23 protein-coding genes are annotated in these 24,984 nt (G+C 55.0%); 13 read left to right on the top strand and 10 right to left on the bottom strand.

Translation table 11 applies throughout. From position 1 onward, the window contains the following. Positions 1-4: 4 nt before the first annotated feature. Positions 5-1,270 (bottom strand): LPXTG cell wall anchor domain-containing protein, encoded by a 1,266-nt coding sequence (locus WC598_RS05010; protein ID WP_372960381.1) that lies wholly within the window; start codon positions 1,268-1,270, stop codon positions 5-7. Positions 1,271-1,417: 147 nt separating this feature from the next. Between WC598_RS05010 and WC598_RS05015 the strand changes: the two genes are divergently transcribed. Further along, positions 1,418-2,281, top strand: a complete 864-nt coding sequence (locus tag WC598_RS05015) for a TrmB family transcriptional regulator (protein ID WP_372960382.1) — start codon at positions 1,418-1,420, stop codon at positions 2,279-2,281. 338 nt (positions 2,282-2,619) lie between these two features. Here the strand turns inward: WC598_RS05015 and WC598_RS05020 are convergent, their stop codons facing one another. Beyond that, complete coding sequence (locus WC598_RS05020; protein ID WP_372960383.1) at positions 2,620-3,336, bottom strand: PEGA domain-containing protein; 717 nt, start codon at positions 3,334-3,336, stop codon at positions 2,620-2,622. A 485-nt stretch (positions 3,337-3,821) separates the two neighbouring features. Between WC598_RS05020 and WC598_RS05025 the strand changes: the two genes are divergently transcribed. From WC598_RS05025 to WC598_RS05035, 3 genes are all read left to right on the top strand, one after another. Continuing rightward, entirely contained in the window at positions 3,822-5,189 is a 1,368-nt protein-coding gene (locus WC598_RS05025; RefSeq protein WP_372960384.1) for a COG1361 S-layer family protein, read from the top strand. 7 nt (positions 5,190-5,196) lie between these two features. Then, positions 5,197-6,525 carry a COG1361 S-layer family protein gene (locus WC598_RS05030; protein ID WP_372960385.1) on the top strand — a complete coding sequence of 443 codons (1,329 nt, stop codon included), beginning with the start codon at positions 5,197-5,199 and terminating at the stop codon, positions 6,523-6,525. A gap of 117 nt (positions 6,526-6,642) precedes the next feature. After that, the gene (locus WC598_RS05035; RefSeq protein ID WP_372960386.1) at positions 6,643-8,976 is read left to right on the top strand and encodes an RND family transporter; all 2,334 of its coding nucleotides are present in this window, start codon (positions 6,643-6,645) and stop codon (positions 8,974-8,976) included. A 217-nt stretch (positions 8,977-9,193) separates the two neighbouring features. On the opposite strand, the gene ribB (WC598_RS05040) is transcribed toward WC598_RS05035, so the two are convergent. The 3 genes from ribB (WC598_RS05040) to WC598_RS05050 are packed head-to-tail and all read right to left on the bottom strand — an operon-like array spanning position 9,194 to position 11,287. Beyond that, complete coding sequence (ribB, locus tag WC598_RS05040) at positions 9,194-9,874, bottom strand: 3,4-dihydroxy-2-butanone-4-phosphate synthase (protein ID WP_372960387.1); 681 nt, start codon at positions 9,872-9,874, stop codon at positions 9,194-9,196. Next, the gene (ribB, locus tag WC598_RS05045; protein WP_372960388.1) at positions 9,867-10,625 is read right to left on the bottom strand and encodes a 3,4-dihydroxy-2-butanone-4-phosphate synthase; all 759 of its coding nucleotides are present in this window, start codon (positions 10,623-10,625) and stop codon (positions 9,867-9,869) included. Before ribB (WC598_RS05045) ends, ribB (WC598_RS05040) begins: the two co-directional genes overlap by 8 nt. After that, a complete protein-coding gene (locus tag WC598_RS05050; protein WP_372960389.1) occupies positions 10,622-11,287 on the bottom strand; it encodes a DUF120 domain-containing protein in 666 nt (221 codons plus the stop codon). The genes ribB (WC598_RS05045) and WC598_RS05050 overlap by 4 nt, the downstream gene beginning before the upstream one ends. 124 nt (positions 11,288-11,411) lie before the next feature. On the opposite strand from WC598_RS05050, the gene WC598_RS05055 reads away from it, so the two are divergent. The 6 genes from WC598_RS05055 (at position 11,412) to WC598_RS05080 (ending at position 16,242) form a co-directional block, all read left to right on the top strand. Continuing rightward, the gene (locus WC598_RS05055; RefSeq protein ID WP_372960390.1) at positions 11,412-12,122 is read left to right on the top strand and encodes a transcriptional regulator; all 711 of its coding nucleotides are present in this window, start codon (positions 11,412-11,414) and stop codon (positions 12,120-12,122) included. Next, entirely contained in the window at positions 12,116-13,165 is a 1,050-nt protein-coding gene (locus tag WC598_RS05060; protein ID WP_372960391.1) for a hydroxymethylglutaryl-CoA synthase, read from the top strand. Before WC598_RS05055 ends, WC598_RS05060 begins: the two co-directional genes overlap by 7 nt. After that, on the top strand, positions 13,162-14,328 hold the full coding sequence (locus WC598_RS05065) for a thiolase domain-containing protein (protein ID WP_372960392.1): 1,167 nt from the start codon (positions 13,162-13,164) through the stop codon (positions 14,326-14,328). Before WC598_RS05060 ends, WC598_RS05065 begins: the two co-directional genes overlap by 4 nt. Before the next feature lies 1 nt (position 14,329). Continuing rightward, on the top strand, positions 14,330-14,722 hold the full coding sequence (locus tag WC598_RS05070; RefSeq protein WP_372960393.1) for a Zn-ribbon domain-containing OB-fold protein: 393 nt from the start codon (positions 14,330-14,332) through the stop codon (positions 14,720-14,722). A gap of 456 nt (positions 14,723-15,178) precedes the next feature. Further along, on the top strand, positions 15,179-15,556 hold the full coding sequence (locus tag WC598_RS05075) for a hypothetical protein (protein ID WP_372960394.1): 378 nt from the start codon (positions 15,179-15,181) through the stop codon (positions 15,554-15,556). A gap of 443 nt (positions 15,557-15,999) precedes the next feature. After that, positions 16,000-16,242 carry a hypothetical protein gene (locus tag WC598_RS05080; protein WP_372960395.1) on the top strand — a complete coding sequence of 81 codons (243 nt, stop codon included), beginning with the start codon at positions 16,000-16,002 and terminating at the stop codon, positions 16,240-16,242. Between the two features lie 33 nt (positions 16,243-16,275). Here the strand turns inward: WC598_RS05080 and WC598_RS05085 are convergent, their stop codons facing one another. The 4 genes from WC598_RS05085 to WC598_RS05100 form a co-directional block, all read right to left on the bottom strand. Then, positions 16,276-17,001 carry a hypothetical protein gene (locus WC598_RS05085; protein ID WP_372960396.1) on the bottom strand — a complete coding sequence of 242 codons (726 nt, stop codon included), beginning with the start codon at positions 16,999-17,001 and terminating at the stop codon, positions 16,276-16,278. A 203-nt stretch (positions 17,002-17,204) separates the two neighbouring features. Continuing rightward, positions 17,205-18,584 carry a SpoIIE family protein phosphatase gene (locus tag WC598_RS05090; RefSeq protein ID WP_372960397.1) on the bottom strand — a complete coding sequence of 460 codons (1,380 nt, stop codon included), beginning with the start codon at positions 18,582-18,584 and terminating at the stop codon, positions 17,205-17,207. A gap of 107 nt (positions 18,585-18,691) precedes the next feature. Then, a complete protein-coding gene (locus WC598_RS05095; protein ID WP_372960398.1) occupies positions 18,692-19,666 on the bottom strand; it encodes a ketopantoate reductase family protein in 975 nt (324 codons plus the stop codon). Between the two features lie 91 nt (positions 19,667-19,757). After that, positions 19,758-20,669, bottom strand: a complete 912-nt coding sequence (locus WC598_RS05100; protein WP_372960399.1) for a class I SAM-dependent methyltransferase family protein — start codon at positions 20,667-20,669, stop codon at positions 19,758-19,760. Positions 20,670-20,713: 44 nt separating this feature from the next. Between WC598_RS05100 and hmgA the strand changes: the two genes are divergently transcribed. Further along, on the top strand, positions 20,714-21,991 hold the full coding sequence (gene hmgA, locus WC598_RS05105; protein ID WP_372960400.1) for a hydroxymethylglutaryl-CoA reductase (NADPH): 1,278 nt from the start codon (positions 20,714-20,716) through the stop codon (positions 21,989-21,991). A 112-nt stretch (positions 21,992-22,103) separates the two neighbouring features. Here hmgA and rimI read toward each other — a convergent pair whose 3' ends face one another. Continuing rightward, positions 22,104-22,589 (bottom strand): ribosomal protein S18-alanine N-acetyltransferase, encoded by a 486-nt coding sequence (rimI, locus tag WC598_RS05110; RefSeq protein ID WP_372960401.1) that lies wholly within the window; start codon positions 22,587-22,589, stop codon positions 22,104-22,106. A gap of 163 nt (positions 22,590-22,752) precedes the next feature. On the opposite strand from rimI, the gene WC598_RS05115 reads away from it, so the two are divergent. Both WC598_RS05115 and hisG read left to right on the top strand, forming a co-directional pair. Next, complete coding sequence (locus tag WC598_RS05115; protein ID WP_372960402.1) at positions 22,753-24,018, top strand: DUF1015 domain-containing protein; 1,266 nt, start codon at positions 22,753-22,755, stop codon at positions 24,016-24,018. A 58-nt stretch (positions 24,019-24,076) separates the two neighbouring features. After that, on the top strand, positions 24,077-24,949 hold the full coding sequence (gene hisG, locus WC598_RS05120; protein ID WP_372960403.1) for an ATP phosphoribosyltransferase: 873 nt from the start codon (positions 24,077-24,079) through the stop codon (positions 24,947-24,949). Positions 24,950-24,984 lie beyond the last annotated feature (35 nt).

Here is a 24,984-nt window from a genome sequence, read left to right on the forward strand (position 1 = left end):
TCCGTTACTGGTTCTTTCTCCGTTTGTGGTAGATGTAGCCGGCACCGATTCCAATGACGATGAGAATGCCGATAACCGGCAGGAGCGGGTTGCCCTGCTGGGTTGCTGTATCATCCGAAGTTATGCCGCTGATGCTGATATCCTGCTGCGATGTGATGATGTTGCCGTCGCTGTCCTTGTAGGACATCTGAAGCGGGACAGTTGCGGTGTTTTTTGCACTGAACGTAACTTCAAAGCTGCCGAAATCGTCCGGTTTGAGTGCGCCGATTACATAGGCCCGGTAGGGATCCAGCGGGACTGCCGGCGACATCGCGGTTACTGTAACCCCATTGGCATTTGTCAGGCCGGCATTGGTTACATCCCCGGTAACATGGTACACCCCGTTGGTCAGTTTTACCTGGACATTACTCATCAGAGGACTTGCCTGTTTTTTGTCCAGACCAAAGGGAATCGAGAGGTTCATTGCAACGCGGTGAGGATTGTCCCCGTTGTCATAGGTTAAGGAGATGGTCGCGGTGGTGGGATAATCGGGAGCAATGGTGAAGTTTATGGGTATCTTTGCTCCGGCAGCAATGTCCCCGATATACATTTTTTCCGGGGTTGCGGTTATTCCCGGGCCGGTCACGTCAAGAATTGCATTCCGGACCGTATTATCCCGGGGATTTGCCACCTGCATATATACCGTCTTCTCCTGGCCCACGGCATACGCATCAGGTTTGTCAAGGATGGTCAGAACAAGAGGGGTATTGTCCACTTTAACGGTTGCCCGGTAGTAGAGGCTGTCGGCATCCCGGAACGTCAGGGTGAACGTGGGATAATAGGTTCCTTCTTTGGCACCAGTCTCAACGGAAAATACAAACTTCTGGGTCTGGAGGGGGCCGATATTGGTTGAACTATCGTATGGCCGGCTTGTAAGTCTGATATCCTGATCCCCGAATGAGACGTGATTAACGACCGCACTCTGGTTGGTGTTGGCGTTGGTTACAAAGACCGTGACCGTACCTGAATCACCGGTGAAAAATGAACCCGGATCATAGACAACATTCGATACATAGACCTTGCTTGCGGCAACGATCGATTCCGGGGTTTCAAAGGCACTTACCGGTAGTACCAGGAGACCGAGCGCGGCAACAAGCATTATTAAAAACCCAAGACGGGGTATCGTCACCCGTGTGGATTCCATACTCTTTGTATGTAAGAGCTTGGATTCCCGGCGAGCCGGTGTATTCTGGCGGGCTAACCATTGTTGTGGTTTCTTAATCGCGAACATGAATATTTCCTCAATCAAGTAGTAAAAATATTTACTACACTTTTCTTAATGAGGTCACATTGGGAACTTAAATATGTATCCGATAAGTAGTAAGAAATTTAACAACTAAGTAAACACTATAATTACAAGGAGTGAACCTGATTCACAATGGAACAAATCCCGGCCTCCCTCGTAAAATCGCTCAACGAGCTCGGCCTTTCCAATTATGAAGCCATTGTCTATGCCGCGCTCGTCCTTTACGATAATGCTGAGGCCAAGGAGATTATCGAGTACCTCGCCATCTCAAAACCGAGTGTGTACGAAGCTCTGGATACTCTTGCGGGGATGGGACTTGCCGTAAAACGGGTCTCAAAACCTGCACGTTACAGTGCGGTCTCCCCCGAAATGGCCATCGATCTACTCTTGGGCAAGCACAAAAAGGCAGCAGCCGCAGCTCTTGAAACCCTCAAAAAATTAGAGAGAGAGAAGGTCCAATCCGAAAAGGAGGATGCCCTCTGGACCATCTACGGTGACACCAATATCGAGTATAAGATCCGGGATCTCTTCAGAAAAGCGAAGCGACAGATCAGCTGCATGGTAGGGGAGCGATACCTGCCCTCCATCGAGAATGCGAAGATCAGGGAAATCCCGATGCGCCTCCTGGTAGTCTCGGACGATCCGGCCCTGCAGGGAAAACTTGAGACCATTTTTCCCGGGAAAAATGCGGATATTCAGGTTATCTCCCGGGAAATATTCAGCAAGCCCCCGCCTTTTGCTCCCCCGGATTTTGCCGAGATGGCCAAGTTCATGAACTGTGATAATGCGCTCGAACTTATTATCGACGATGAAGAACTTCTGATGATACCGCCGTTTGTCTCAAGTGGTATCTCGGTTCTCAATACCCGGAACAAAGGAGCGATCCTTCATATGAAGATGTTCAGCCAGCTAAACTGGAGACGGTTTGCCGAGGGGGAGGAAATGCCATTCACGATGCCTGCGGGTTTACAAAAACCGCGAAAATTAAAAAAGTGATCCACGTTACGTGGACCCGCTATCCGGGAGCAGTTTCGCGCCACTTTTTTCTTGTGAGAGTATCCAAGCTAGGCTTCTGGATATGAGGTCAGAGATTCGGATTTTCCGTTCCTTTTTTTGCGTTATTGATCCCCAAGGCATTCCCATGAGATTTCGTCGAATAACTCTTGAAGAAATGTTTTCAAAGGGAAATGATTGGAAACAGAAAAAAACCTGGCAGGATCAGATCCAAAATGTCCTGCGCCGCTAAAAGGAGAATGGAAATCCGGGATTTTAAAGAGACGGGCCCTCAAATAAACACACTGCTTATCCCACTGTTATAAAAAAAATATCGTGGTTCACTCTTTTTTCATCTTTGCAACATGAGTGAAAACGGTTGCTGCTGCACCGATTGATGCCGTAATGATACCAATGATCGCTGCAATCACAGTTGGGTTCTCAAACACTCCTGACGAAGATGTCGTTGTTGGTACAGGAGTTGCCACAGGAGCCGTGGTTGACGATGTCAGGGTGGATGTTGATACCACCTGTCCGCGCAGGGGGGGCAGGGTCCCGTAGACGGAGGTGACCTGACCGGGAACCACATAGATGGTTCCCTCGTAATCATAGTACCCGCTCAGGGTCAGCCTCACGATATGATTCCCGGCTGCAATGCCGCTGATAGTTCCCGGTGTGACCCCGTGGTACACACCATCGATGAGGACACTGGCACCAAGCGGGGATGAGGCGGTTGTGAGGTTGCCGGTGGATGCCTGCGTCACGATAGAACCGGCCAAGGCGGTTGTTGCCACCGAGATATTCTGGGGGAGAACGGTTGTTGTCTGCGGGACAGAGGTCACATTTGTCGTGGGAATGGCAGTGGTATTGCGGGTTTCCGCAACCGTTGAGACCACCGCCGTTACTGGCAGGGTCGTAGTATTAACCAGAGATTCTGTGGAGGGAAGGGGAGTTGTCACAACAGCCGTTGTATTTGCTGCACCCTCACTGCTCACCGTCACCGGCAGTAACGCCAGCGCAATAATGATGAGAACAACAACGAAAGAGCGATTTTTCACGTTAAGATCTCCATTGTACAATTGGTACTGTAGTACAAAATGAACGTTTACCCATTTTTTACCGATTGGCAGGAACCCAGGCCCGCAAAAGGGTTTCCGGCCCTGCTGCCGCAGGATCATTTTCCTGCAGGGTTTGCAGATTATCATAAAATGTCTTAAAAATATTTAAAATTTTTTGTTATTAACAATACATATTGGAGATTCATAAAAGATTATGCGCTCAGCCGGACAGATAAACAATCATTGCATTTTTCGCGATCATAGTACCCAGGTTGTTGCCGGATCCCGCGTGAGATTGGCAGGGGACCGGCAACGTTATCGGGGGAAAAATCTGCATACCGTACCCCAACCGCACCATGCAGATAACACCATGAATCCGCAGAGATTTTTATTTCTGATAAATATGTATAGTCCATTGGGGGATTATTTAAATACTATTTTGCTCAACACTATTACTTACAATTGATACATATGTGTGATCAGCCATGAATACGTTCAGAAAAATATCGTTCGCCAACGACTGCTCCAGGAAGCAATCCGGGCGAAACCAGACTAACAGCCTTCTCGGGCTTTTAGTCCTTATTGGCATCGCGATAGCTTTTTTTATCCCGATCCCTGCACAGGCCGGAGATCAATATCAGGCAGGAAGCCCCGTACTTTCTGCATCCCTCTCCGGGACGAATGAATTCTCACCGGGCCAGGAGGTTCGCCTCCCGATAGTAGTAAAAAACACCGGTCTGAATGAATTCAAATTCTCGAAATCCAGCATTGTTGACCGGGATGATCTCCCCAACACGGCAAAATTCCTCACCATCAGTCTCGGGGCCGGGAGCAGTCCCCTTATCATCAAGTCAGACCCCCAGATGGTCGGTGACTTAAAGGCAAGCAGTACCACAACCGGCACATTCACCGTACGCATCCCTTCCGACACCCCCACTGGTGTCTATTATCTGCCCGTTGGGCTCAATTACACCTACCTGTATAATGCCAACCAGTACGGAACCGATACGATAGAGTATTCCTATAAGGTAAAAAACGAGAACGTTGAGATCCCCATACACATCAAACCGGATGTCAGGATCCATGTTGTCTCCCAGAATATCAGGAACCTGAATGCCGGTACAGAAGGGTACATCGATCTCGTGGTAAAAAATAACGGGCACGAGAATGCAAGGGACGCCATTGTTGTCATAGCCCGGAACGGGCAGAGCCCGGTAACCCCTACGGAAGGTACCGTGTACATCGGGAATTTTCCCGAGAACGGGATAGCCAACTGCACGTTCAGGGCATCTGTGACCAGCAACGCTGAGGCCCAGTCATACCCCCTTGATGTCTACGTGAGATACAAGGATCATAACGGCGACACCGTCACGTCGGATATCGAGACCATAGGGATTCCCGTTGGGGGAAAGATCGGTTTCGCGATTACCCCCGATCCTCAATCCATAGCACCGGGCCAGAAGAAAATTGTCACGCTCAAGTATACCAATACCGGCGGGGCAACTGCATACCAGGCCCAGGCCCGCATCAGTCTTGTAGATCCCTTCACCAGCAACGATGATTCCGCCTACATGGGAGATCTGAAACCCGGCGAGACCAGGACCGTATCTTTCCTCATCACCGCTGAAAAAACCGCCACCCTGAAAGATTATGGTATTGACTCCGAAGTGCGGTATCGCGATGCCCTTGACAATACAGTGATCTCGGATCCGCTGAAATTCACGCTGACCGTTGGAGCCGACAAAGGGATCGTCACCTCGCTGTTCGGAAATCCGCTAATCCTCGGCCTGATTGCGGTCATCATCATCCTTACAGCCGGGTATGTCATATACCGTAAAAAGAGACTCCAGTGAGGTTTCAATGACACAACCCAGTTTTTCCGGATATCACCGGCTAGCAATTGCACTCCTTGCCCTTGCCCTCTGCAGTGCCGTTGTTGTACCGGTCTATGCAGCAACAAAATACACCGGCGGCAGCCCCGCGTTCTCAGCTGCGGTGAACGGGGTCAATGAGTTTTCTCCCGGACAGGAGGCAACGCTTCAGGTCCTTGTCAGCAACAACGGCATCAGCAGCCTCAAACAGCTTGACCGTGGCGTTATCGCCCCGGAGGATCTCCCCACAACTGCAAAACAGGTGACGGTCGGGCTTACCTCAGGAAGTAACGATATCCTTGTCAAGACCGATCCCCAGATGGTCGGCTCCATTCAGGGAAGCGGAAGTCAGAAAGCCGTGAATTTCATCCTCAAGATCACTGAGAACGCAACGGCGGGGGAGTACCAGCTGCCCCTCACGATCCAGTACCAGTATCTCCGGCCCATTGAGCAGGAGACGGCAGATATCTTCCAGTTCACGTACAATTCAGCGAAAGATACCATTCCTCTCACGATTCGGATCAAACCCCAGGTAAAGATCGAGATCCTTGAATCAACACCTGAGCCGATGATCCCAGGTTCAGAGGGATACATTTCCTTTAAAATCCAGAATGCCGGCCCGGAAGATGGCAGGATGGCAACGGCAAAGCTTATCCGGAACGGGAAGAGCCCGATCATACCAACCGACAGCACGGTATTTCTCGGGAATTTTCCAAGCGGCGGGGCAGCTGAATGCAAATACAAAGTATCCATTGCAAAGGATGCCATGAACAAGACGTACCCGGTTGATATTGCGGTCACGTACACGAACCGGGAAGGAACCATTGTCACATCCCAGTCGACAACCACAGGAATACCGGTCTATGGCAAAACACAATTCAGCGTTGTATCTTCAACGCCGAAACTCGCACAGGGCTCTGACAGTACCATAGAGGTCCAATACCGGAACAACGGGGTAGTAACGGTATACAATGCACAGGCCCAGATCACCGGACACAGCCCAATCAGTTCCACGGGCAATACGGCATTTCTCGGGGACCTGAAATCCGGGGAATCGGCCACAGCCAGCTACGAGATACAGGTGGACAGTGGCGCCGAAGCAAAGGAGTACCTTTTCGACAGCAAAATCCGGTACCGCGATGCCTTCTCCAACAGCATTGAGTCCGATACCATCCCGGTTGCCATCCAGGTAGATCCGGCAGGATCGGGATCGGCCGGAGGATTTCCGGGGGTACTGATCGGATTGATCGCTGCCATTGTTATCATTGGGGCGGGAGTTGTGCTGTGGAACCACCATCGCTCAGGAAAGATGAGGTGATATCCGTATGGATGACGTGCAGGTTCGGATACCCCCTTTTCCCTGCGGTGGCGGGTTTTCGGGGTTGCCGCAGACAGAGGGTGTACCACAGGTACATAAACGGGGAGTGAGTGTCCAGTGATTAGCAGGATCTTCGAAGGTATTGCACATACCATTATCAAGCGGCCGAAACTGGTTGCTGCCCTTGTTCTTGCCCTGTTCTGTATCGGCATTTACGGTATGACCATGCTCAGCATGCAGACCGGGTGGGAGACATACGTTGACAAAGACTCCGCCGCCGGCGCTATCGAGCAGAAATACAACCAGGATTACAAGTCTGATACGATCATCTTCATTATCGAGGCCGGTGACCCGCTGAGTCCTGAGGTCCTCTCGTATATCGATAATCTTGAAAAAAATCTAAAGCAACAACAGAATATCGAGAGCGTACAGAGTCTCACCGATGTCGTAAAAGCGTACAACGGCGGGACACTCCCCTCGTCGCGGGCTGAGACGGAGCGCATTGTCAATTCACTTCCCGAGAGTACCCGCTCACTGCTCTATCCTTCCAATGTACTGACCCTCGTCCAGCTTAAACTCACGCCCGGATTGTCCGAAAAGGTCCAGAAATCTGTGCTGGGGAACATGGGATCGGTCGTAGACTCATCCACACCACCGCCGGGAGTAAAAGTTGAAATTTCCGGCTCGCCGGCGTTTTCACAACAGATGAGCGAGGGGCTCTCAAGCAACATGGGGATCCTCATCGGCGGTGCGCTGATCCTGATGATCATCACGATGGGGATCCTTTTCTCCTATGTCCGCCACCGCTTCATGCCGGTCCTTCTCGTGGCAATCGGCCTTGTATCTTCGCTTGGCCTGATGGGAGTTGCCGGTATCAGCCTTAACATGGCGGTGATCGGGGCATTCCCGGTCCTCATCGGTCTTGGGATAGACTATGCGATCCAGTTCCATGCCCGGTTCGATGAAGAGGCAAGGAAGGGATCGCTCGAGGATGCCGTCTTTATGACCGTGACCCGTACCGGTCCTGCAGTCCTGTACGCGATGCTGGCCACCTCGATGGGATTCCTGGCCATGTACGTTTCATCGGTACCGATGATCCGCTCGTTTGGTGTCGTCTCCATCATCGGCATCAACACGTGCTACTGGGTATCCTGCATTGGTATGCCCACGCTCGCCCTTCTGGTGAATTACAAGCCCAAACCGCAAAAAGCACAGGTCTGTTATGCAACCGGGACAGGTGCGTGCGATTCGATTATCGACAGCCCGAAAAACAGCGTAAGGAACGGGAAAAAGAGATCGTTCTCGTATAGCCAGTTCCTGACGGACACATCGGTTAAGATCGCAAAGAACCCGATCCCGGTCCTCCTGATAGCCGGACTTATCGCCCTGATCGGATTCCAGATCGACCCGACCATCCCGGTCAGCTCTGATGAGAACGCATTTGTTCCCTCGGATATGCCGGCCAAGATCAACATGGACAAGGTGACCCGCATCATCGGGGCAACCAGTACCGCAGACCTGCTGGTCCGGGGCTCCCGCGTAACGGATCTCGATACCGTGATCTGGATCAAGGAGTTCCAGGATTACGAGCTGACGCACCATTCGGAAATGACCGGGGCGACAAGCATTGTCACGTACGTCCTCCAGTATAACGGTGGTGTCATGCCCGAGACCCAGGCAGAGCTCGATGCCGTACTGATGAAGATCCCGGTGAATACACGGAAATCTGTCCTCAGTGACCCGATGTGCGGGATCATAAGGTTCAGCACCATTAAGATCTCGATCTCCCAGCAGAACAACTTGAAAGAGCAGGTTAAATCGGATATTGCATTCCTTGAACCCCCCGTAGGTATCTCGGTAGAACCGGCCGGGAACTTTGAGGTGACGACCACACTCTTAGGGGCTATGTCAGAATCGAAGGACACGATGACCATTCTCGGGTTCATCTTCGTCTTCGTCTTCCTGATCGTGGTATACCGGCATATGCACGCAGTCTCCCCGATCATCCCGATCATCTTCGTTGTCGGCTGGAACGCGGTCATGATGTATATCATCGGCCTCACGTACAACCCGCTCACGGCAACCCTAGGATCGATGACAATCGGTGTTGCTGCAGAATATACCATCCTTGTCATGGAGCGTTATGCTGAAGAGGAGGAGCGGCTGCACGATCCGATTGCCGCAATCCAGGAGAGTGTCCAGAAGATCGGTACCGCCATCACGGTCTCGGGTCTGGCAACATTCTTCGGGTTCTCCGCACTCTGCCTGGCAACGTTCCCCATCATCAGCAACTTTGGTATCTCAACCCTGATTGCCGTCGCATTCTCACTGATTGGTGCGATCTTCATCATGCCGGCAGTGCTGGCCCTTGTCGGCCAGATGACCGAGTGGCTCAATAAGAGAAAAGCCGGCAAGATGCCTGCGGGAACACCACCGGCCGTGGATCCATAACCCGGGCTCACCCCAATCGATCTCCCTTTTTTTAAGACAGTCTGACAGGATATTCAACGGGTGTAAAAGCACGTGCCCGATGTGAATCTGGGATCGGCATTCGTCAGCCCGCTTACCCTGAGTATAGGTGTCCTGAATCAGGTACATGAAAAAAAAATATTCGTGTTTTTCCGTAGCGTGTGACGGGAATTTTCCTGGTCGGGGTCCGATCCGAAGATCAGAGGGACGCGGCTTTATCCGCTTCCCACCGCTCCAGTACTTCGGGGCCCTCGACAAAAACAAGGCCATGCTTCCGGGCATAGAGTTTTGCATCGGCTTTTGAGAGGGCATAACCGGATTCGTCGTCCAGCATCTCGCAGATGGTAATGGAGGGGGTGACCCCCGCCATCGCCGCCATTGCTACCGACAGTTCGGTCTGGCCCCGGCGCTGGTCCAACAGGCCATCGGCAGCCCGCAGGAGTGCCATGTGACCGGGAGTGCGGAAGGTCTCGTGGAAGTTGACATCCCCGCCATTGAGCGCCCGCTTCACCTGCTCGGCGATTGCGTTCACCGTAAGGGTCCGGTCCCGGTCGGTGATGCCGGTGAAGGTGTTCCGGTGGTTCACCCAGAGCGAGAACGAGGAATGGTTCTTCCGGTCGTACGGAATATCCCCCTCCCGCTCGGCAACCGCGATGGCCCGGAGGGCGTCGCTTGCAAACGGAAGGCCGAGTCGCCGTGCCGCAACCGGGTGGACCGCCGTGCAGATCAGCCCGCCGCCATCCTTGCGCATCTGGACGATGTGCTTATAGGTGACGGCATCGGACCGGATTGCAAAATCGGTCTCTCCCTCGCGGTCATCGAAGTCATAGAGCAAGATGAATTTCCCGTCGCGGAGGGCCGCAAGAGCATCGTCAATCATGTACAATCCCCTTCATACGAGCCTGTGCACCGGCCGTGCCGGATGCCGGTATACTCTGCTGCCCGTGCGCCGGCACGTGAACCGGTGTCCCCCGGTTCCAGCGTTCCATCACTTCATTGCCACCAATGAAAACAAGACCATGCTCCCGGGCATAGCGCTTCGCATCGCTCCGGGTCAGGGCATAGCCGGACTCATCGTCCAGCATCTCGCAGATGGTGATCGCGGGCGTGACCCCGGCCATCGCCGCCATCGCAATCGACAGCTCGGTCTGGCCACGCCGCTGGTCGAGCAGGCCGTCAGCTGCCCGCAGGAGCGCCATGTGTCCCGGTGACCGGAACTCATCGTGAAACCGAACCGGTTCACCCTCCAGGGACAACCGCACATGCTCAGCGATGGCATTCACGGTGAGCGCCCGGTCCCGGTCGGTAACACCGGTAAAGGTATCCCGGTGGTTTACCCAGAGCGAGAACGAGGAATTATTCTTCCGGTCGTACGGGATGTCCCCGGTCTTCTCGCATACGAGCGAACCGGCAAAAACATCCCGGGCAAATGGCAGGCCGAGCTGCTCTGCCGCTTGCGGGTGAACAGCCGTACAGATAAGGCCCCCGCCATCCTTTCTCATCTGCCGGATATGGGCCGGCGTTACCGCATCGGACCGTATCGCGAGATCCGTTTCTCCCTCGCGGTCATCGAAATCATAGAGAAGGATAAATTTCCCGTCGCGGAGCGCCTGGAGGGCTTCGTCGATCACTGCCCCACCTCGACATTGATGCTGTCGTTGTCCTCCACGCCAAGCTTCCGGCGCAGGGCAATGGGGGCAATCACTTCAATGAGGTCATCGGGATAATGGGTCCGGCCGGGCACAACAATACCGCACTTTATCGTACCGATCCGGCACGGGATGCACCGGGCATCGCCGAAGGTCCGGCCATCGGTGGAGAACCCCTTGATCCGGGTCCAGTCAAGGGCATCGATCTTCTTCCGCACCGTCACGCTCGAAGGGGCCAGCTTGATGTTGAGCGTGCCCGGGTACGGCTCGAACCCGAGGAGTGCGCTGAATTGCTCCTTATAGGGACCAAGGCTCATGTAATACTTGCCTTCGCCAATCCCGCTGACCACAGCGCCGCTCAGCTGGTAGGTCTTCCCGCCCTCGGAGAAGATCCGGGAATATTCCTGGTACTCTTTTTTCAGCACCTCTTCACCGGATCTGGTTACGGTCACGTGCTGGCCATCCGCAACAAGCGTCCGCGAGATGAGCCCGGCAGTCTCAAGGCTCTTGAGCCGGCGGGATGCGGTCTGCTGGCTGATCGCAAGCATCTCGCCAATACTTAAGGTAGAGACAAAGATGGGACCGCTGCACCCGCCCCGGAGCGCGATCGCTTTAAGACACTGGAGATCCTCAGCTGGTATCATGCTTATCAAAATTGAGATGCTTATTATTTATGGGTTGCCTTCCTGCTGTGTCACCGTCGTGATTCGTTCACTGTCGAACGGGGATTCGTTAGTTATATAATACCCCGCATCATTGGTATTGAGCATGAAATCCGGATTGCGGAGCCAGCTTGCCGAGAAGATGGCAGGCGAGATTACGCTGTCGGACTCACCGGGACACGCGCTCAAGAAATGGCGCATGAACTTTGAGATCCTCCCGGGCGTCCTTTCAGAACGCCTCGGGGTCTCACCTTCGGTCATCAGCGATTACGAGGGTGGCAGAAGGAAAAGTCCCGGCACTGCCGTAGTCGGCAAGATTGTCGACACGCTCCTTGCCATTGACGAGGAGAACGGCGGAAAACACATTCACAAATTCTCAACCATGCTCTTTTCGAATGTCGAGGACGACGTGATCTACGACCTCCACGAGTACGAGGCTGCGATCCCGCTTCAGGAATTCGCTGACGCGATCGGCTGCTCGCTGCTCTGCGGGTCGATGGACAAGGTCATCTTCGGTTACACGGTGGTCAACAGCCTCAATGCGATCATGCAGCTCTCAAGTGAAGAGTTCAACCGCATTTACGGCTGGAGCACGGAGCGGGCGCTGGTATTTACCAACGTCTCGACCGGCAAATCACCGATGGTTGCGATCCGTGTTACACCCTTCAAGCCACGGTGCGTGATCCTCCAGGGCATCGATGTCCCTGATGTTCACCCAATCGTGCAGAAGATGGCGGAGAAAGATCGCATCACCGTCATGTGTACGGGCATGGATGTGGATAAAATCGTGAGTACCCTGAGGGAGAAAGAATGGTAGGCATCATTACTTACGGTGTATACATACCGAGATACCGCATCAAGGTTGAAGAGATCGCACGGGTCTGGGGCGGCAATGCTTCAGATATCACCGGCGGGCTGGGCGTTTTTGAGAAATCGGTCCCGGACCTCGATGAAGACGCTGCAACCATAGCTGTTGAAGCGGCACGCAATGCCCTGCTCCGCAGGAAGATCGACCCCGCAAAGATCGGGGCCGTTTACGTTGGCAGCGAATCCCACCCGTATGCAGTCAAACCAACCGCATGTACAGTGGGCGAAGCTATTGGTGCAACACCCAACATGACCGCTGCGGACTACGAGTTTGCCTGCAAGGCGGGCACGGCCGCAATCCAGACCTGCATGGGCATGGTAAAGAGCAAGATGATCACGTACGGGCTTGCCATCGGATCCGATGTCTCGCAGGGTGCACCGGGCGATGCGCTCGAGTACACTGCGGCAGCGGGCGGGGCGGCCTTTGTTATCGGGAACGATGACCCGATCGCAACGATCCACCACACCAGCTCGTTCACCACCGACACGCCGGACTTCTGGCGCCGGGAAGGACAGGACTACCCCCGCCACGGCGGCAGGTTCACCGGGGATCCCGGGTACTTCAAGCACGTGAAGGGGGCAAGCAACCTCCTCTTCGAAGAGACAAAGAAGGCCCCTAAGGACTTCACCTACGCGGTCTTCCACCAGCCCAACGCGAAGTTCCCGCAGAAAGTGGCAAAGGATCTCGGGTTCAAGCCCGAGCAGATCAAGCCGGGCCTTGTTGTCCCGCGCCTTGGCAACACCTATTCGGGGGCATCCCCCATCGGCCTTGCCGCAACGCTCGATATCGCAAAGCCGGGCGACACCATCTTTGTCTGCTCGTTCGGCTCCGGTGCAGGCAGCGATGCCTTCGACATCGAAGTGACCAGCGCTATCAAGGACAAGATCAACCGCGATGCGGCACCGGGTGTCGAGAAACTGCTCGAGAATCCCATCTATCTGGATTATGCAAAATATGCCCAGCACAAGGGAAAACTGGTGATGCAATCATGAGAGACGTAGCAGTGATTGGTGTGGGCTGCACCAAATTCGGTGAAAAGTGGGAGAGCTCGTTCCGGGACATGTTCGTGGAAGCAGGGACACTTGCTCTTGAAGATGCGCAGCTCTCGGGCGAGAAGATCGATGCAATGTACGTCGGGAACATGAGTGCCGGCCGGTTCATCGAGCAGGAGCACATCGGTGCCCTCATCGCGGACTACGCAGGTATGGCAACCCGCCACATTCCGTCGACCCGTGTCGAGGCCGCCTGCGCTTCAGGCGGGCTTGCCTTCCGGCAGGCCGTCATCGCGGTTGCGAGCGGCATGGAAGATATCGTGGTCGCAGCCGGTGTCGAGAAGATGACCGATGTAGAACCCGGTGCGAGCACGGATGCCCTCACCGGCGCGGCTGACCGTGAATGGGAGGGCTTTGTCGGCGCTACATTCCCCGGTCTCTATGCTATGATCGCAAATGACTACATGCACAAGTACAAGATGACCCGCGAGCAGCTGGCACAGGTTGCCGTCAAGAACCATTACAACGGCGCCCGCAACCCCATTGCCCAGTTCCCGCAGGAGATCACGCTTGAGACCGTGCTGAGATCCACCATGGTAGCCGAGCCCCTCCGGCTCTTCGACTGCTCGCCCATCACTGACGGTGCAGCGGCAGTCATCGTTGCACCGCTCGAACGTGCCCGGGAATTCACCGACACGCCGATCAAGGTCCTTGCAACCGCCCAGGCAAGCGACTCGATTGCGCTCCACGACCGCCGCGACATCTCGACAATGGACGCGACCGTTGCGGCCGGCCAGCGGGCCTTCAAGATGGCCAAGCTGACGCACAAGGACATCAACATGGTTGAAGTGCATGACTGTTTCTCGATTGCCGAGATCTGCGCAATCGAAGACCTCGGGTTCTGCAAGAAAGGCACGGCCGGCAAGTTCACCGCAGATGGAGAGACTGCCCTTGGCGGCAAGATCCCGGTCAACACCAGCGGCGGCCTCAAGGCCTGCGGACACCCGGTCGGCGCTACCGGCATCAAGCAGGTGTACGAGATCGTCCAGCAGCTCCGCGGGGAGGCGGGCAGGCGGCAGGTCGAGAACGCAAAGATCGGCATGACGCAGAACGTTGGCGGCACCGGTGCCACGGTGGCTGTCCACATCCTCGGGAGGGTCTGAAATGACCGTTGCACGATTCTGGAGAAAAATTCCCCAGCGCTACAACCTGATCGGCACGAAGTGCGAGACCTGCGGACGCCATTTCTTCCCCCCTCGGACATTCTGCCCAGACTGCCGCAGGGAAGGGAAGATCGTTGACCACAAATTCTCCGGCAAGGGAACCGTGGTCACGTATACCGTTATCCAGACGGCACCCGACCAGTTCGCGTCTCACGGACCGTATGTGCTTGCCATCATCAAGCTCGACGAGGGACCCCAGATGACAACCCAGATCATCTGCGACCCGAAAGAGGCCAGGATAGGCATGAAGGTCAAAAGCGTCTTCCGCAGGATCGCCACCGATGGCGAGAGCGGCATCATCCACTACGGCACGAAGTTTGTACCGGTGGAGTAATTTTTCCTCTTTTTCCGGCAGGGATACCGATCTGGATCACGGATCACCTGACGGGCAGTACTTCGGGCTGGCCGAAGACCTCGGACGCCTCTTCACCCACCCGGTCGATCTCGTGAAGCCAGAGCCTATCAGGAACCCACTTGGGTAAATTGCAGGTAGTTGCTCCGCCGCAAAAGCGCTCTCACGTGAGCGACAGGTACTATACCCTCCGAGCAGAAAATTCCCCGACCCTCAATTTTTGCGCACATTAGATCTCCTATAATCCCGCCCCGTTTGCCCCGGATAGCATGCAAATTTCCCGGATTTTGCGTTTCAGATTTTATTCAGCAAAGCACACCTGCTTCCAAAACCTACAACACTATGTCGCCGGGCCCGGTGATTTAAAAAAAAACACGGAGGTACACAAACCATGACAAACGAAAATCTCTCAACAAACAACTCCCGGGGCAAAGCCGCATGAGCCGGGGTCCCCGCCCCCACCGGGCGCTCGCGGAGGCGATCCCGATCGCCAAGGCCCGTGGCATGGTCCAGCTCGTGATGAGCGGGCCGGAGCGGATCTTTGACATCGCGATCGTTTCAAAGATCCCGGTCACGTTCGTCCGCGTCATGTTCGCGCCGGCGATCCTTGCAACGATCCAGGAACTCGCGGACGATTTCAAAGACGAGATCGGCCTGCTCCGGATTGTTGCCCGCGACGCAGCGATCACGGCCGAGATCTGGCTCCGGTCAAGGCACGGGACGTGGCGGTTCTTTCTCGTCACGCCGAACACGCTCGTCGAGATCGACCGTGAAGGAAAGCGGCTCGTACCGGGATCGGGACAGACGCTCGTGTGAGCCGGCCGGAAAATTTCCCGGATCTTTTTTTGGACGGCCGGCTTTTTGTAAATTTTTTTTACGGAAATTCCGGGTAAGATCTTTTCCGGATGATGATACGTGGCCGAACGGTTACCGGTAGCCGATCCCATCGCAACGGGTCGCCGTTATTTTCGGATCGTGTCAGACCCATATCCAGTTCGGGTGGCAGAACAACCTGAACCACCAAATTCCGCACGAGTAAGAATACACCGTCGGAGAACCGGATTCCTGTCCTCATGAAACCCTGCGGGAAAATTCTGTTACAACAGAGCCCGCACAAGGCCCGGTTGTACCTCTTTTTCCTCAACACCAAAATTTCAGAGGTCATAATTCGCAAAAACACGGGAATTGGGTCGGAACAATGGATTATCTGCCGACGGGAACGGGGGAGGTAGTATTTAGCAATGTTACAAGGGGCGGGGATGGGTAAAGATGGAGGTGGGGAAGTGGAAGGGGATGGCCGGAGGTTGGCCGGTAATTTCTCCAGGCCCGGACTTCCCACGCTTGCGATATCTCCCCCTCCCGCTTCGCTGGAGTTGCCCGGGCCTTACGTACTCGCGATCATCAAGATCGGCAGGAAGATCAAACCCGTCTTCCGCAGGATCGCCACCGATGGCGAGAGCGGTATCATCCACTACGGCACGATGTTTGTGCCGGTGGAATAACCTCTTTTTTTTACGGTCGGGTAAAGCCCCGTATTAATTCCCGCCAAGTTCCCCTGCGATACGGCAGGCATTCTCCTCTTCTCCTATAGGTACCGGGATGACAACATCAAACGGCTGGACAATGAAACTGCCTGCCATCTGGGTGAACGAGAAGACGATTAACGCAGGATGGTTTCTTTTTGCTTTCCGGAAAGAGATCCTGTCCTGCACCATCAGGAACGACCGGAACGGGTAGACCGCACCTTCGTAAATGATACCGGAGCGGGAGATGAACGCCTCGTGGGGCGAACTCATGGCCCGCCGCCTCTCGATACAGGGGGCAACCCGGGATATGATGAAGAGAAGACCTGCAAAGGCAATGAGGGTGATGCCGGTCGCCAGCCCGTCTTCTCCCATGAAGATTATGAAAAAGAGCGCAACTGCCACAAGCATCCCGCCGATCACAATGAACATAACCCGGTTCCGCTCCGCATAGTCCAGGTATTCGCGCTCAGCACTTTCGCGGGCCATCGTCTCCGGATAGGTCCAGTGGGCGAGAGGCGCGGGATCAGCAAGGATCGCATCCATGACCCTGGCCCGGTGAAGGAAGAGGAGGGATACTGCTACGCTGCTGACCGCGAGAAAGAACGCGATGAATGCGAGCGCAAACCCGCCATTCATGCCGTCGATGAAAAGATATGACAGGGTACAGATCAGCGCAAAAACCCCGGATGTGATGAGCGAAGCTGCGACTTTTTTCCATTCGGTGTTGGGGGTCATCAGGAAGATGATCTCCTGTTGGGCGGCCGGGTATTTTCGGGTTTTCTTTCACCCGGAGGATTAATGGTATGGATGGCGGGAGAAAAACACTATTCTCCAAACGAGCACCGGTTCCAGAAATAAAGCGAGATAAAATTAAAAAAATGGCTCGCCGGTCCTGCCAGGCTCAAGAGGGGGGAGACCAGTTACCTGAGTTCTGACAATTATTTTACCTTGACAACCATCAGGGTGATGTCATCGTACTGGGGCTGGGTACCGCTGAACGAGAATACAGCGCTGATAATCTCATTCACAATCTCCTGGGACGAGGAGTTCCCGTTCTTCCGGATGGTCTCAATGAGCCGTGGCACATCAAACATCTCCTCCTTGTCGTTGACTGCCTCTGTGATCCCGTCGGTGTACAATACCACAACATCCCCGGGAGCGAGAGGAATCGACTCCTGCGTATATTCAGCATCCTCAAGCGCCCCGATAGCAACCCCGGTGAGTGCGAGCTCCTCAATCTCACCAGTCTCTTTCCGCAACACAATGGGGGGGTTGTGCCCTGCATTCACATAGGTAAGCGTTAAGGTCTCCTTGTCAATCACACCGTAAAACAGGGTGACGAACATTCCCGTTTTTGAATTGCTCGCGATGATGGGGTTTGCAAAGGAGATCACTTCCTGCGGTTTATTGAACCACATAGCCGTGACCCGGACAACGATCCGGGACAAGGCCATGAAAAGTGCCGCAGGTACCCCTTTACCGGATACATCGGCAATCATGATGCCGGTCCGGGACGTGCTCATGGGAATTATTTCAAGCGGCATCACATCGAAGAAATCTCCCCCGACCTCTTTTGCCATGAGACTTTTTGCCGCGATATCGAATCCCTCTGTCCGGGGGAGGGTCTCGGGAAGGAAATTTTTCTGGATCTCAGCAGCGATCTGGAGTTCGGCATCCTTTCGTGCCATCTCGGATTCCAGTTTCTCCTTCTCAGCCTTCATCCTGTGCTCGTCAAGGACGTTGTGAATGATCTTGGAGAAGATGAAAACAGCCACGGATACGATGATGATCATCGGGAGGGCAACAAACACTGCAACATTGACAACCTCTGCTGCGGGAGTCGCCATAACGATCTGCATGATGGAGACGAGGATCTCAATGAGGAAGGTATAGAGGACAGCGTTTGTGGTGGAGATAAACTTCTTTTTATAGGCAAGGTAGACGAGGCCACCCAGGACACCGGCAAGGATGGTTGCAAGGGTGGCAGCATACATGTACGGCCCCCCCTGGGTAAACCGGAAGGCACCCCCGATAAGTCCTGCCCCGAGACCGACAAACGGCCCGCAGACAAATCCTGCAATGATCGGGCCGAGATCATGAACGTTTAAGACCGCCCCGTACAGGCCGATTTTACTGATCGACCCGTAGACGGAGATCAGGCCGAAGAAGATGATCAGGATGATCTTCGTGCGAATCGTGGCCCGGTTCTCGAAAACTTCAGTGAAATACCGGCTCCGCGAGAACAGATAGGCAAAGATCATGATGACGCATATCATCTGGAAGAGCGTGATGAGGTTTTCAACAATACCCGCAGCCATAATACTCCACCTGTTGGATGTTCATGGCAAAAAAAGACCGTGATCGGACTGCCCGTTCACACGGGGGAGAGGGTATGATCCGTGAGGAAAAAGTGAGATCTGCCGGATCAGTGTATCACAGAATTCTGCACAGGTAATCCAGCGATAGATTCCTTGAACCGTACCATATCTGATATGCAGGCATTATAGGGAGTTGCAACCCCGAGTCGTTTACCGGAGGTGACAACCGCACCATTCAGGTAATCGATCTCGGTCTTATGCCCGTGCAGAATATCCTGCAGCATCGAAGAACTGTGCCTGGACATCACCGGAATCAGCGCACCGTACAGGTACCCGAGAAACGTATCCGGATCCCTCCACTGGAGGCGGATTGCATCTTTCTGGACAATCGTGTAGATCTCCCGGACCATCTCTTCGATGATTTGCCAGCTGTCCGGCCTCCTGAGTTCCCCGTACGTGACACCCATGATAGCGCTGAGCGGATTCAATGAGCAGTTGATCAGGTTCTTTGACCAGAGCTTCCCGGTGATGTGATCCGTTGTTTCAACGGGAATTCCTGCCCGGTTCATGATATCTGCAAGTCCCTTTACCTCTGCATCAAGCCCTTCCGGGAACCGGCCGATCTGCATGGGTCCTGCATTGGCAGTGACACGAATCTCCCGGTCCCCCTGCCGGACAAATCCTGTGAGGACAACGCCGCCGATGACATGATCCGAATAGTTCGAGATTGTTTCCTCGTTACCAATGCCATTCTGGAAACTTACAACCTGACTGGCACCGATGATATCCCTGTATTGCTGGCAGATGCCCTCGGTATCCTGTGATTTCGAGGTGATAAGGACATAATCAAAATCCACGTCATCCACAAGATCGCAAACGCAGGTGAACCTGTCGGATTCAGCACCCCACGCACCACAGATCTCAAGCCCGTCACGGGATATTGCACGGGCAGAGTTTTGTCGCGTTACTGCCACAACGTCTGCAACATGGGACAGTTTTGCAGCCAGGGGTAGTCCTACGGCTCCGGCTCCAAGAATAAGTATCCTCTCCGGGGCCTTCATACGGGATCTATCGTCTTTCATTGGTAATCAACCTTCACGGATAAGATCAAAGGACGCTGCTCCGGGCATTGGAAGATCACATGTGATGGATGATTCCTCACAAGGAAAACGCTCATTTCACCACGATATCGTAGACCGCGTGCCACTGCCCTGGGGAGTAGGACCGCACTTCCCGCTCGGAGAGCACGGTCCCGCCAAGTTCCCGTATCCGGGCCGTGTGCTCACCTTTCGCAGACACGAGCGAATAGAAATGGATGGTCCCTTTTGGCATGCAGAGCCGGACCGCCTCCGGTAAAAACTCTGTCCCGGCCAGCGGGAGGTTCATTATGATCCGGTCAAATTTCCATGGAAGGATTTCCCCAAGCCGCCGGGCATCCGCAAGTATCGGGAGCACATTCTTCACCCGGTTCGTCCCCAGGTTTTCAAGCATCAGTTCGATCGCTTTCGGGTTGAGATCGGAGGCTACGACCATCCCTGCCCGGGCTGCAAGGGTGATCGCAAACGGCCCGACTCCGGCAAACATGTCGAGCACCGTCTCCCCATCCACTACCTGCTCCAGAAGCCGCTGGCGTTCCGTGGAGAGCCGGGCCGAGAAGTACGCGCCGGCAAGATCCACCGTGAATTTATGGCCATGCTCGGTCACGACCGTCCGCGTTGTCTGCTCACCTGCCAGCACCCGGAACTCCCGGGTGCGGTATTCCCCGTGCACCTCGCCTTCTGCGAACACCACCGTGTGAAGCGAGGGACGCGACGTAAGGATCTTCTCCGCACCGTCGGGATCATTGTCCTGCATGATCGCGATTCCGCCAACCAGTTCATGCCGGGGAAGCACCTCGCGGCCCGGGTGTGCTTCGAACTCGTAGTGTTCCGCGCCTTCACGCGGACCGGTGAGCGGCAGGATCAGGAAAACTCCGTCCCGTATTACCCGGAGCGAGGCATCGAGCGCGCCCTCCCGTAACAGCGCCTGCCGCATCTCTTCCCCCTGCCGGGCCGGCACCCGGATCCCCCACTGCCCAACCGTCATCCTGACCACGTATATCATAACAGTATACGTCCTAACAGTTATTCATGGCTGATGATGCGGGGGCCCGTACCGGGCAGGAATCCGGCCCGGAATCGAATCACGACAGGGAACGGGATGCCATTATTCAAGCAAAACTGAAGAAGGGGTCACTGAAACTCTATGAACTGGAGAAGGAACTTTCCCCGGTTGATGCGATCCGGGTAAGGCGCAAATTCATCGAAGAGGAGACAGACACGCATTTTGAGAATGTCGGGATCTTCTCGATCGATGTTGAGCGCGTGGTGAAACGGAACTGCGAGAACATGATAGGTACGATACAGGTACCGCTCGGCGTGGCCGGGCCGGTTCTCGTCAACGGGGGATACGCAGCCGGTAGTTTCTGGCTCCCGCTTGCAACAACGGAAGGCGCTCTTATAGCCTCGGTAAACCGCGGGTGCAGCGCGATAACGAAAGCCGGCGGGGCAGAGGTCCGGATCCTCCACGATGGCATGACCCGGGCACCGGTCTTTGCCACGGACAGTATCATCCATGCAGTGCAGGTCTGCGACTGGGTGAAGGCCCACCACAATGAGCTCGTTGTGGCAGCGGAGAGCACAACCTCCCACGGGAAAGTGAACGACATCGTTACGTTCGTTGCCGGTACGAGCGTCTATGTCAGGCTCGAATTCGATACGAAAGACGCAATGGGCATGAACATGGTGACGATCGCAAGCGCGAAAGTCGCCGACCTGATCGCACAGGGAACCGGGGCACGGCTCATTGCACTCTCGGGCAATATGTGTACCGACAAAAAACCCGCCGCGATCAACAGCATCATGGGACGGGGCCGGAGCGTTGTTGCCGGTGTCGCACTCACCCACGAGCAGATCAGCACGATCTTCAAGACCGATGCCAGGTCCCTCTTTGAGGTGAACTACCGGAAGATTCTCGTAGGTTCGGCCCGGGCCGGAGCAACAGGATTCAATGCCCATGCTGCCAATGTCGTGGCCGCGATGTTCATTGCCTGCGGCCAGGACGCAGCGCATGCAATCGATGGCAGCACCTGCATAACAACGATCGATCTGACGGAGACCGGTGTCTATGTTGCCGTCACCATGCCATCCCTGCCGGTCGGGACGGTTGGAGGCGGAACCGGCGTTGACACCCAGCAGGAGTGCCTGAAAATGCTCGGTGTTGCCGGCAGCGGGACTCCCCCCGGGTCGAACGCGAAAAAACTTGCCGAGATCATTGCAGCCGGCGTCCTTGCCGGCGAACTCTCCCTTCTCGGCGCCCTTGCAGCCCAGCACCTTGCCCGGGCCCACCAGCAGCTCGGGCGCGGATAATTCATTTCACTTTTTTCAAACAACCATCATAGGGTCTATGCCGCAACTGCCGTATTCCTGACAGACAGGTACCTTTTATTGGGTTTTCGAGAAAGACCAGTGCAGAATCTGCTTAAAACCGGAACCACTTCATCATAACAAGGGCATCTTCGCCATTGGCATAGTAATTCTCGATGCCAAACACGTTCCGGTAGCCAAGGCGCCGGTAAAACCGCTGCGCAGCAGTGTTGGATACGCGGACCTCCAGCTGGACGGCAGTCGCCATCTCGATGGCGAACTGGTGTTCGAGCCGGCGCAGAAGGAGTTTCCCGAGACCTTTTTTGCGGTATGCCGGACTCACGCCGATATTGCAGAGGTGCCCGTAAATGTTCTCCCCGGTATCCTCCAGTCCCCCGATAATAAAGCCGGTCACCACCTCCCCGTAAACAGCAACAAAATATGTTGTGGGGTAATACGCGAGTGCATCGAGAAAGGCCGGCTGATCCCAGGGATCGATGAACGACTCTTTCTCAATGGCAATGATCGCCGGGATGTCCATGGGGACAGCCTGCCGGATCTGTGGCAGGGAATACGGGGCAAAATCGTGGGAACGTATCACGGGGTGGCACCTGATCTTAGAGTTCTTGTGTAGTAGTCATGAGCGGAAGAGAAACATAGTATTTGCCCCTGAGCCCCGGTGCAGGGGGGTGCTGAAAATTATAAGGGTGGACACCAAACAATAGAGAACAGGTTAAGGTTCCCGGGACGGGATCAGGTGTAAAATGGTCAGGATCTATCGTTTTTGTGGAGTGCGTCCGGAGCGTTCGATTGCCCCGGCGATCGCGGCAGTACCGTACGATGTCGTGACCGCAGATGAAGCGCGTGCGATCATAAAGAAGAATCCCAGAAGTTTTCTGCGCGTCAGTCGCCCGGATGCAGAACTTGCGGACATTCCTGCCGACGATGCACGAATCTATGAGCGGGCGAAAGAGAATTTCGATGCCCTCCTGACAAGTGGTGAAATGCAGAGAGATCCCGCCCCGTCCATGTACATCTACCGGGTCCGGCAGGACGGCGACGAGTTCCTTGGGCTTTGCTCCTGCCTGGATGTGGACGATTACCGTACAACGAAGATCCGCAGGCACGAGCAGACCCGGTACGACAAGGAGGAGGACCGCACGCGACATATCGGGACAACAAAAACCCACAACGGCCCTGTCGTGCTCCTCTACCAGGACACGAATGATCTCTTCAAATTCATCAAATCGCTGGTTCCCGCAACCGCTGTCCCGGACGCCGAAGTGAAGGCTGACGGCGGGGGGATACACCAGATCTTCAGGATTACTGACCCCGCGGTACTTGCAAAGCTCGAAGAACTCTTCGCATCCGTTCCCGCACTTTACATAGCAGACGGCCACCACCGGGCTAAGGCCGCCGTAAACGTTGCCGACCGCCGGATCGCGCAGGGCCTTCCCGCGGAAGGCGACGCATCAAGGTTCATGGGCGTGATGTTTGCCCACAACCGGGTGAAGATCCACGGCTACAGCCGGCTCCTGACCGATCTGGGCACCTTTACCCACGAGACATTTCTCTCCGAACTCCGGAAATACTTCGAAGTCAAACCCTATGGACGGGTGGACGGCAGGCAGTTCAATATCCCGCCGAAAGTCAAGTCCCCGGAGAAGTACCACATCGTGCACATGTACCTTGCGGGCGAGTGGTTTGAGTGCACCCGCCTTCTGGAAAAGGGGGCAGCACCCCTGGAATCGCTCGATGTTGCAGTCCTCCAGAATTATGTGCTTGAAGGCATGCTCGGGATCACCGATCCGCGGGGCGATGCCCGGCTCCAGTATCTTGGCGGCGCCCGGCCGGTTGCCGATCTCGAGAAACTGGTGGATGCCGGTACCTACCGGCTCGCGTTTGCCATGCAGCCGGTCCGGGTGGCGACAGTCCTCTCGATTGCCGACGCCAACGGTGTCATGCCCCCTAAGTCCACCTGGTTCGAGCCCAAGCTGTTAAGCGGCCTTGTTGTCCATACGTTTGAATGACCGGGCAGACCATCCGACCCTTTACCTTTATTGTTTTTTGCTGCGAATACGGTAGGGTATGATTACCCTCGCCCTCCCCAAAGGCAGCCTCGAGGCTCAGACGCTCCAGCTCTTCAAGGAAGCGGACCTCGAAGTCAAGCGCACGGACCGGGACTACAATCCCTGCATCAACGATTCGCGCATCGGCAAAGTGAAGATCCTCCGCCCGCAGGAGATCCCAACCTACGTAGATAAGGGTTACTTCGATATCGGCATCTCCGGTCTCGACTGGGTACACGAGACGAATTCCGATGTTGTGGAAGTTGCCGATCTCTCGTACAGCAAGACCGGCGAAGGAAACGTGAAGATCGTGATCGCGGTCCACCGCGACGAACCCATCGAGAGCGTCAGCCAGATCAGGAAAGACAGCCGGGTGACAACGGAATACCCGGAGCTGACAAGAAAGTTCTTCGACAAACTCGGCATCCCGGTCCAGCTCTTCCACTCGTTCGGGGCATCCGAAGCAAAAGTGCCGGATCTTATGGATGTCGTGGTCGACTTAACCGAGACCGGCACAACGCTGCGCAAGAACGGGCTCAAGATCATCGGCCAGATCATGGAGTCCCACACGGTGATCATTGCCAATAAGAAGAGCTGGGCGGACCCGGAAAAGCGCCGCCAGATAGAGGAGATCAGGACCCTGCTTTTCGGGGTCATCGATGCCCGGCACAAGGTGCTCCTGACCATGAACGTGCCCTCCGCCTCCATGGAGCGGCTCGTTGCGGCACTCCCGGCTATGAAGAAGCCGACCGTCAGCCAGCTTCACGGGATCGACTATTACAGCATCCAGACCGTTGTCCCGAAGAATGCGGTCAACGGGCTCATCCCGAAGCTCAAGGCCTGCGGTGCGGAAGACATCCTGGAGATCCCCATCTCCAAGATCGTGCCATAAGGGCGAGGATAACGCTTTCACTTTTTACAACGCAG

The sequence above is a fragment of the Methanoregula sp. genome (genome assembly GCF_041645475.1).
In the GTDB taxonomy this organism is placed as follows: Archaea; Halobacteriota; Methanomicrobia; order Methanomicrobiales; family Methanospirillaceae; genus Methanoregula.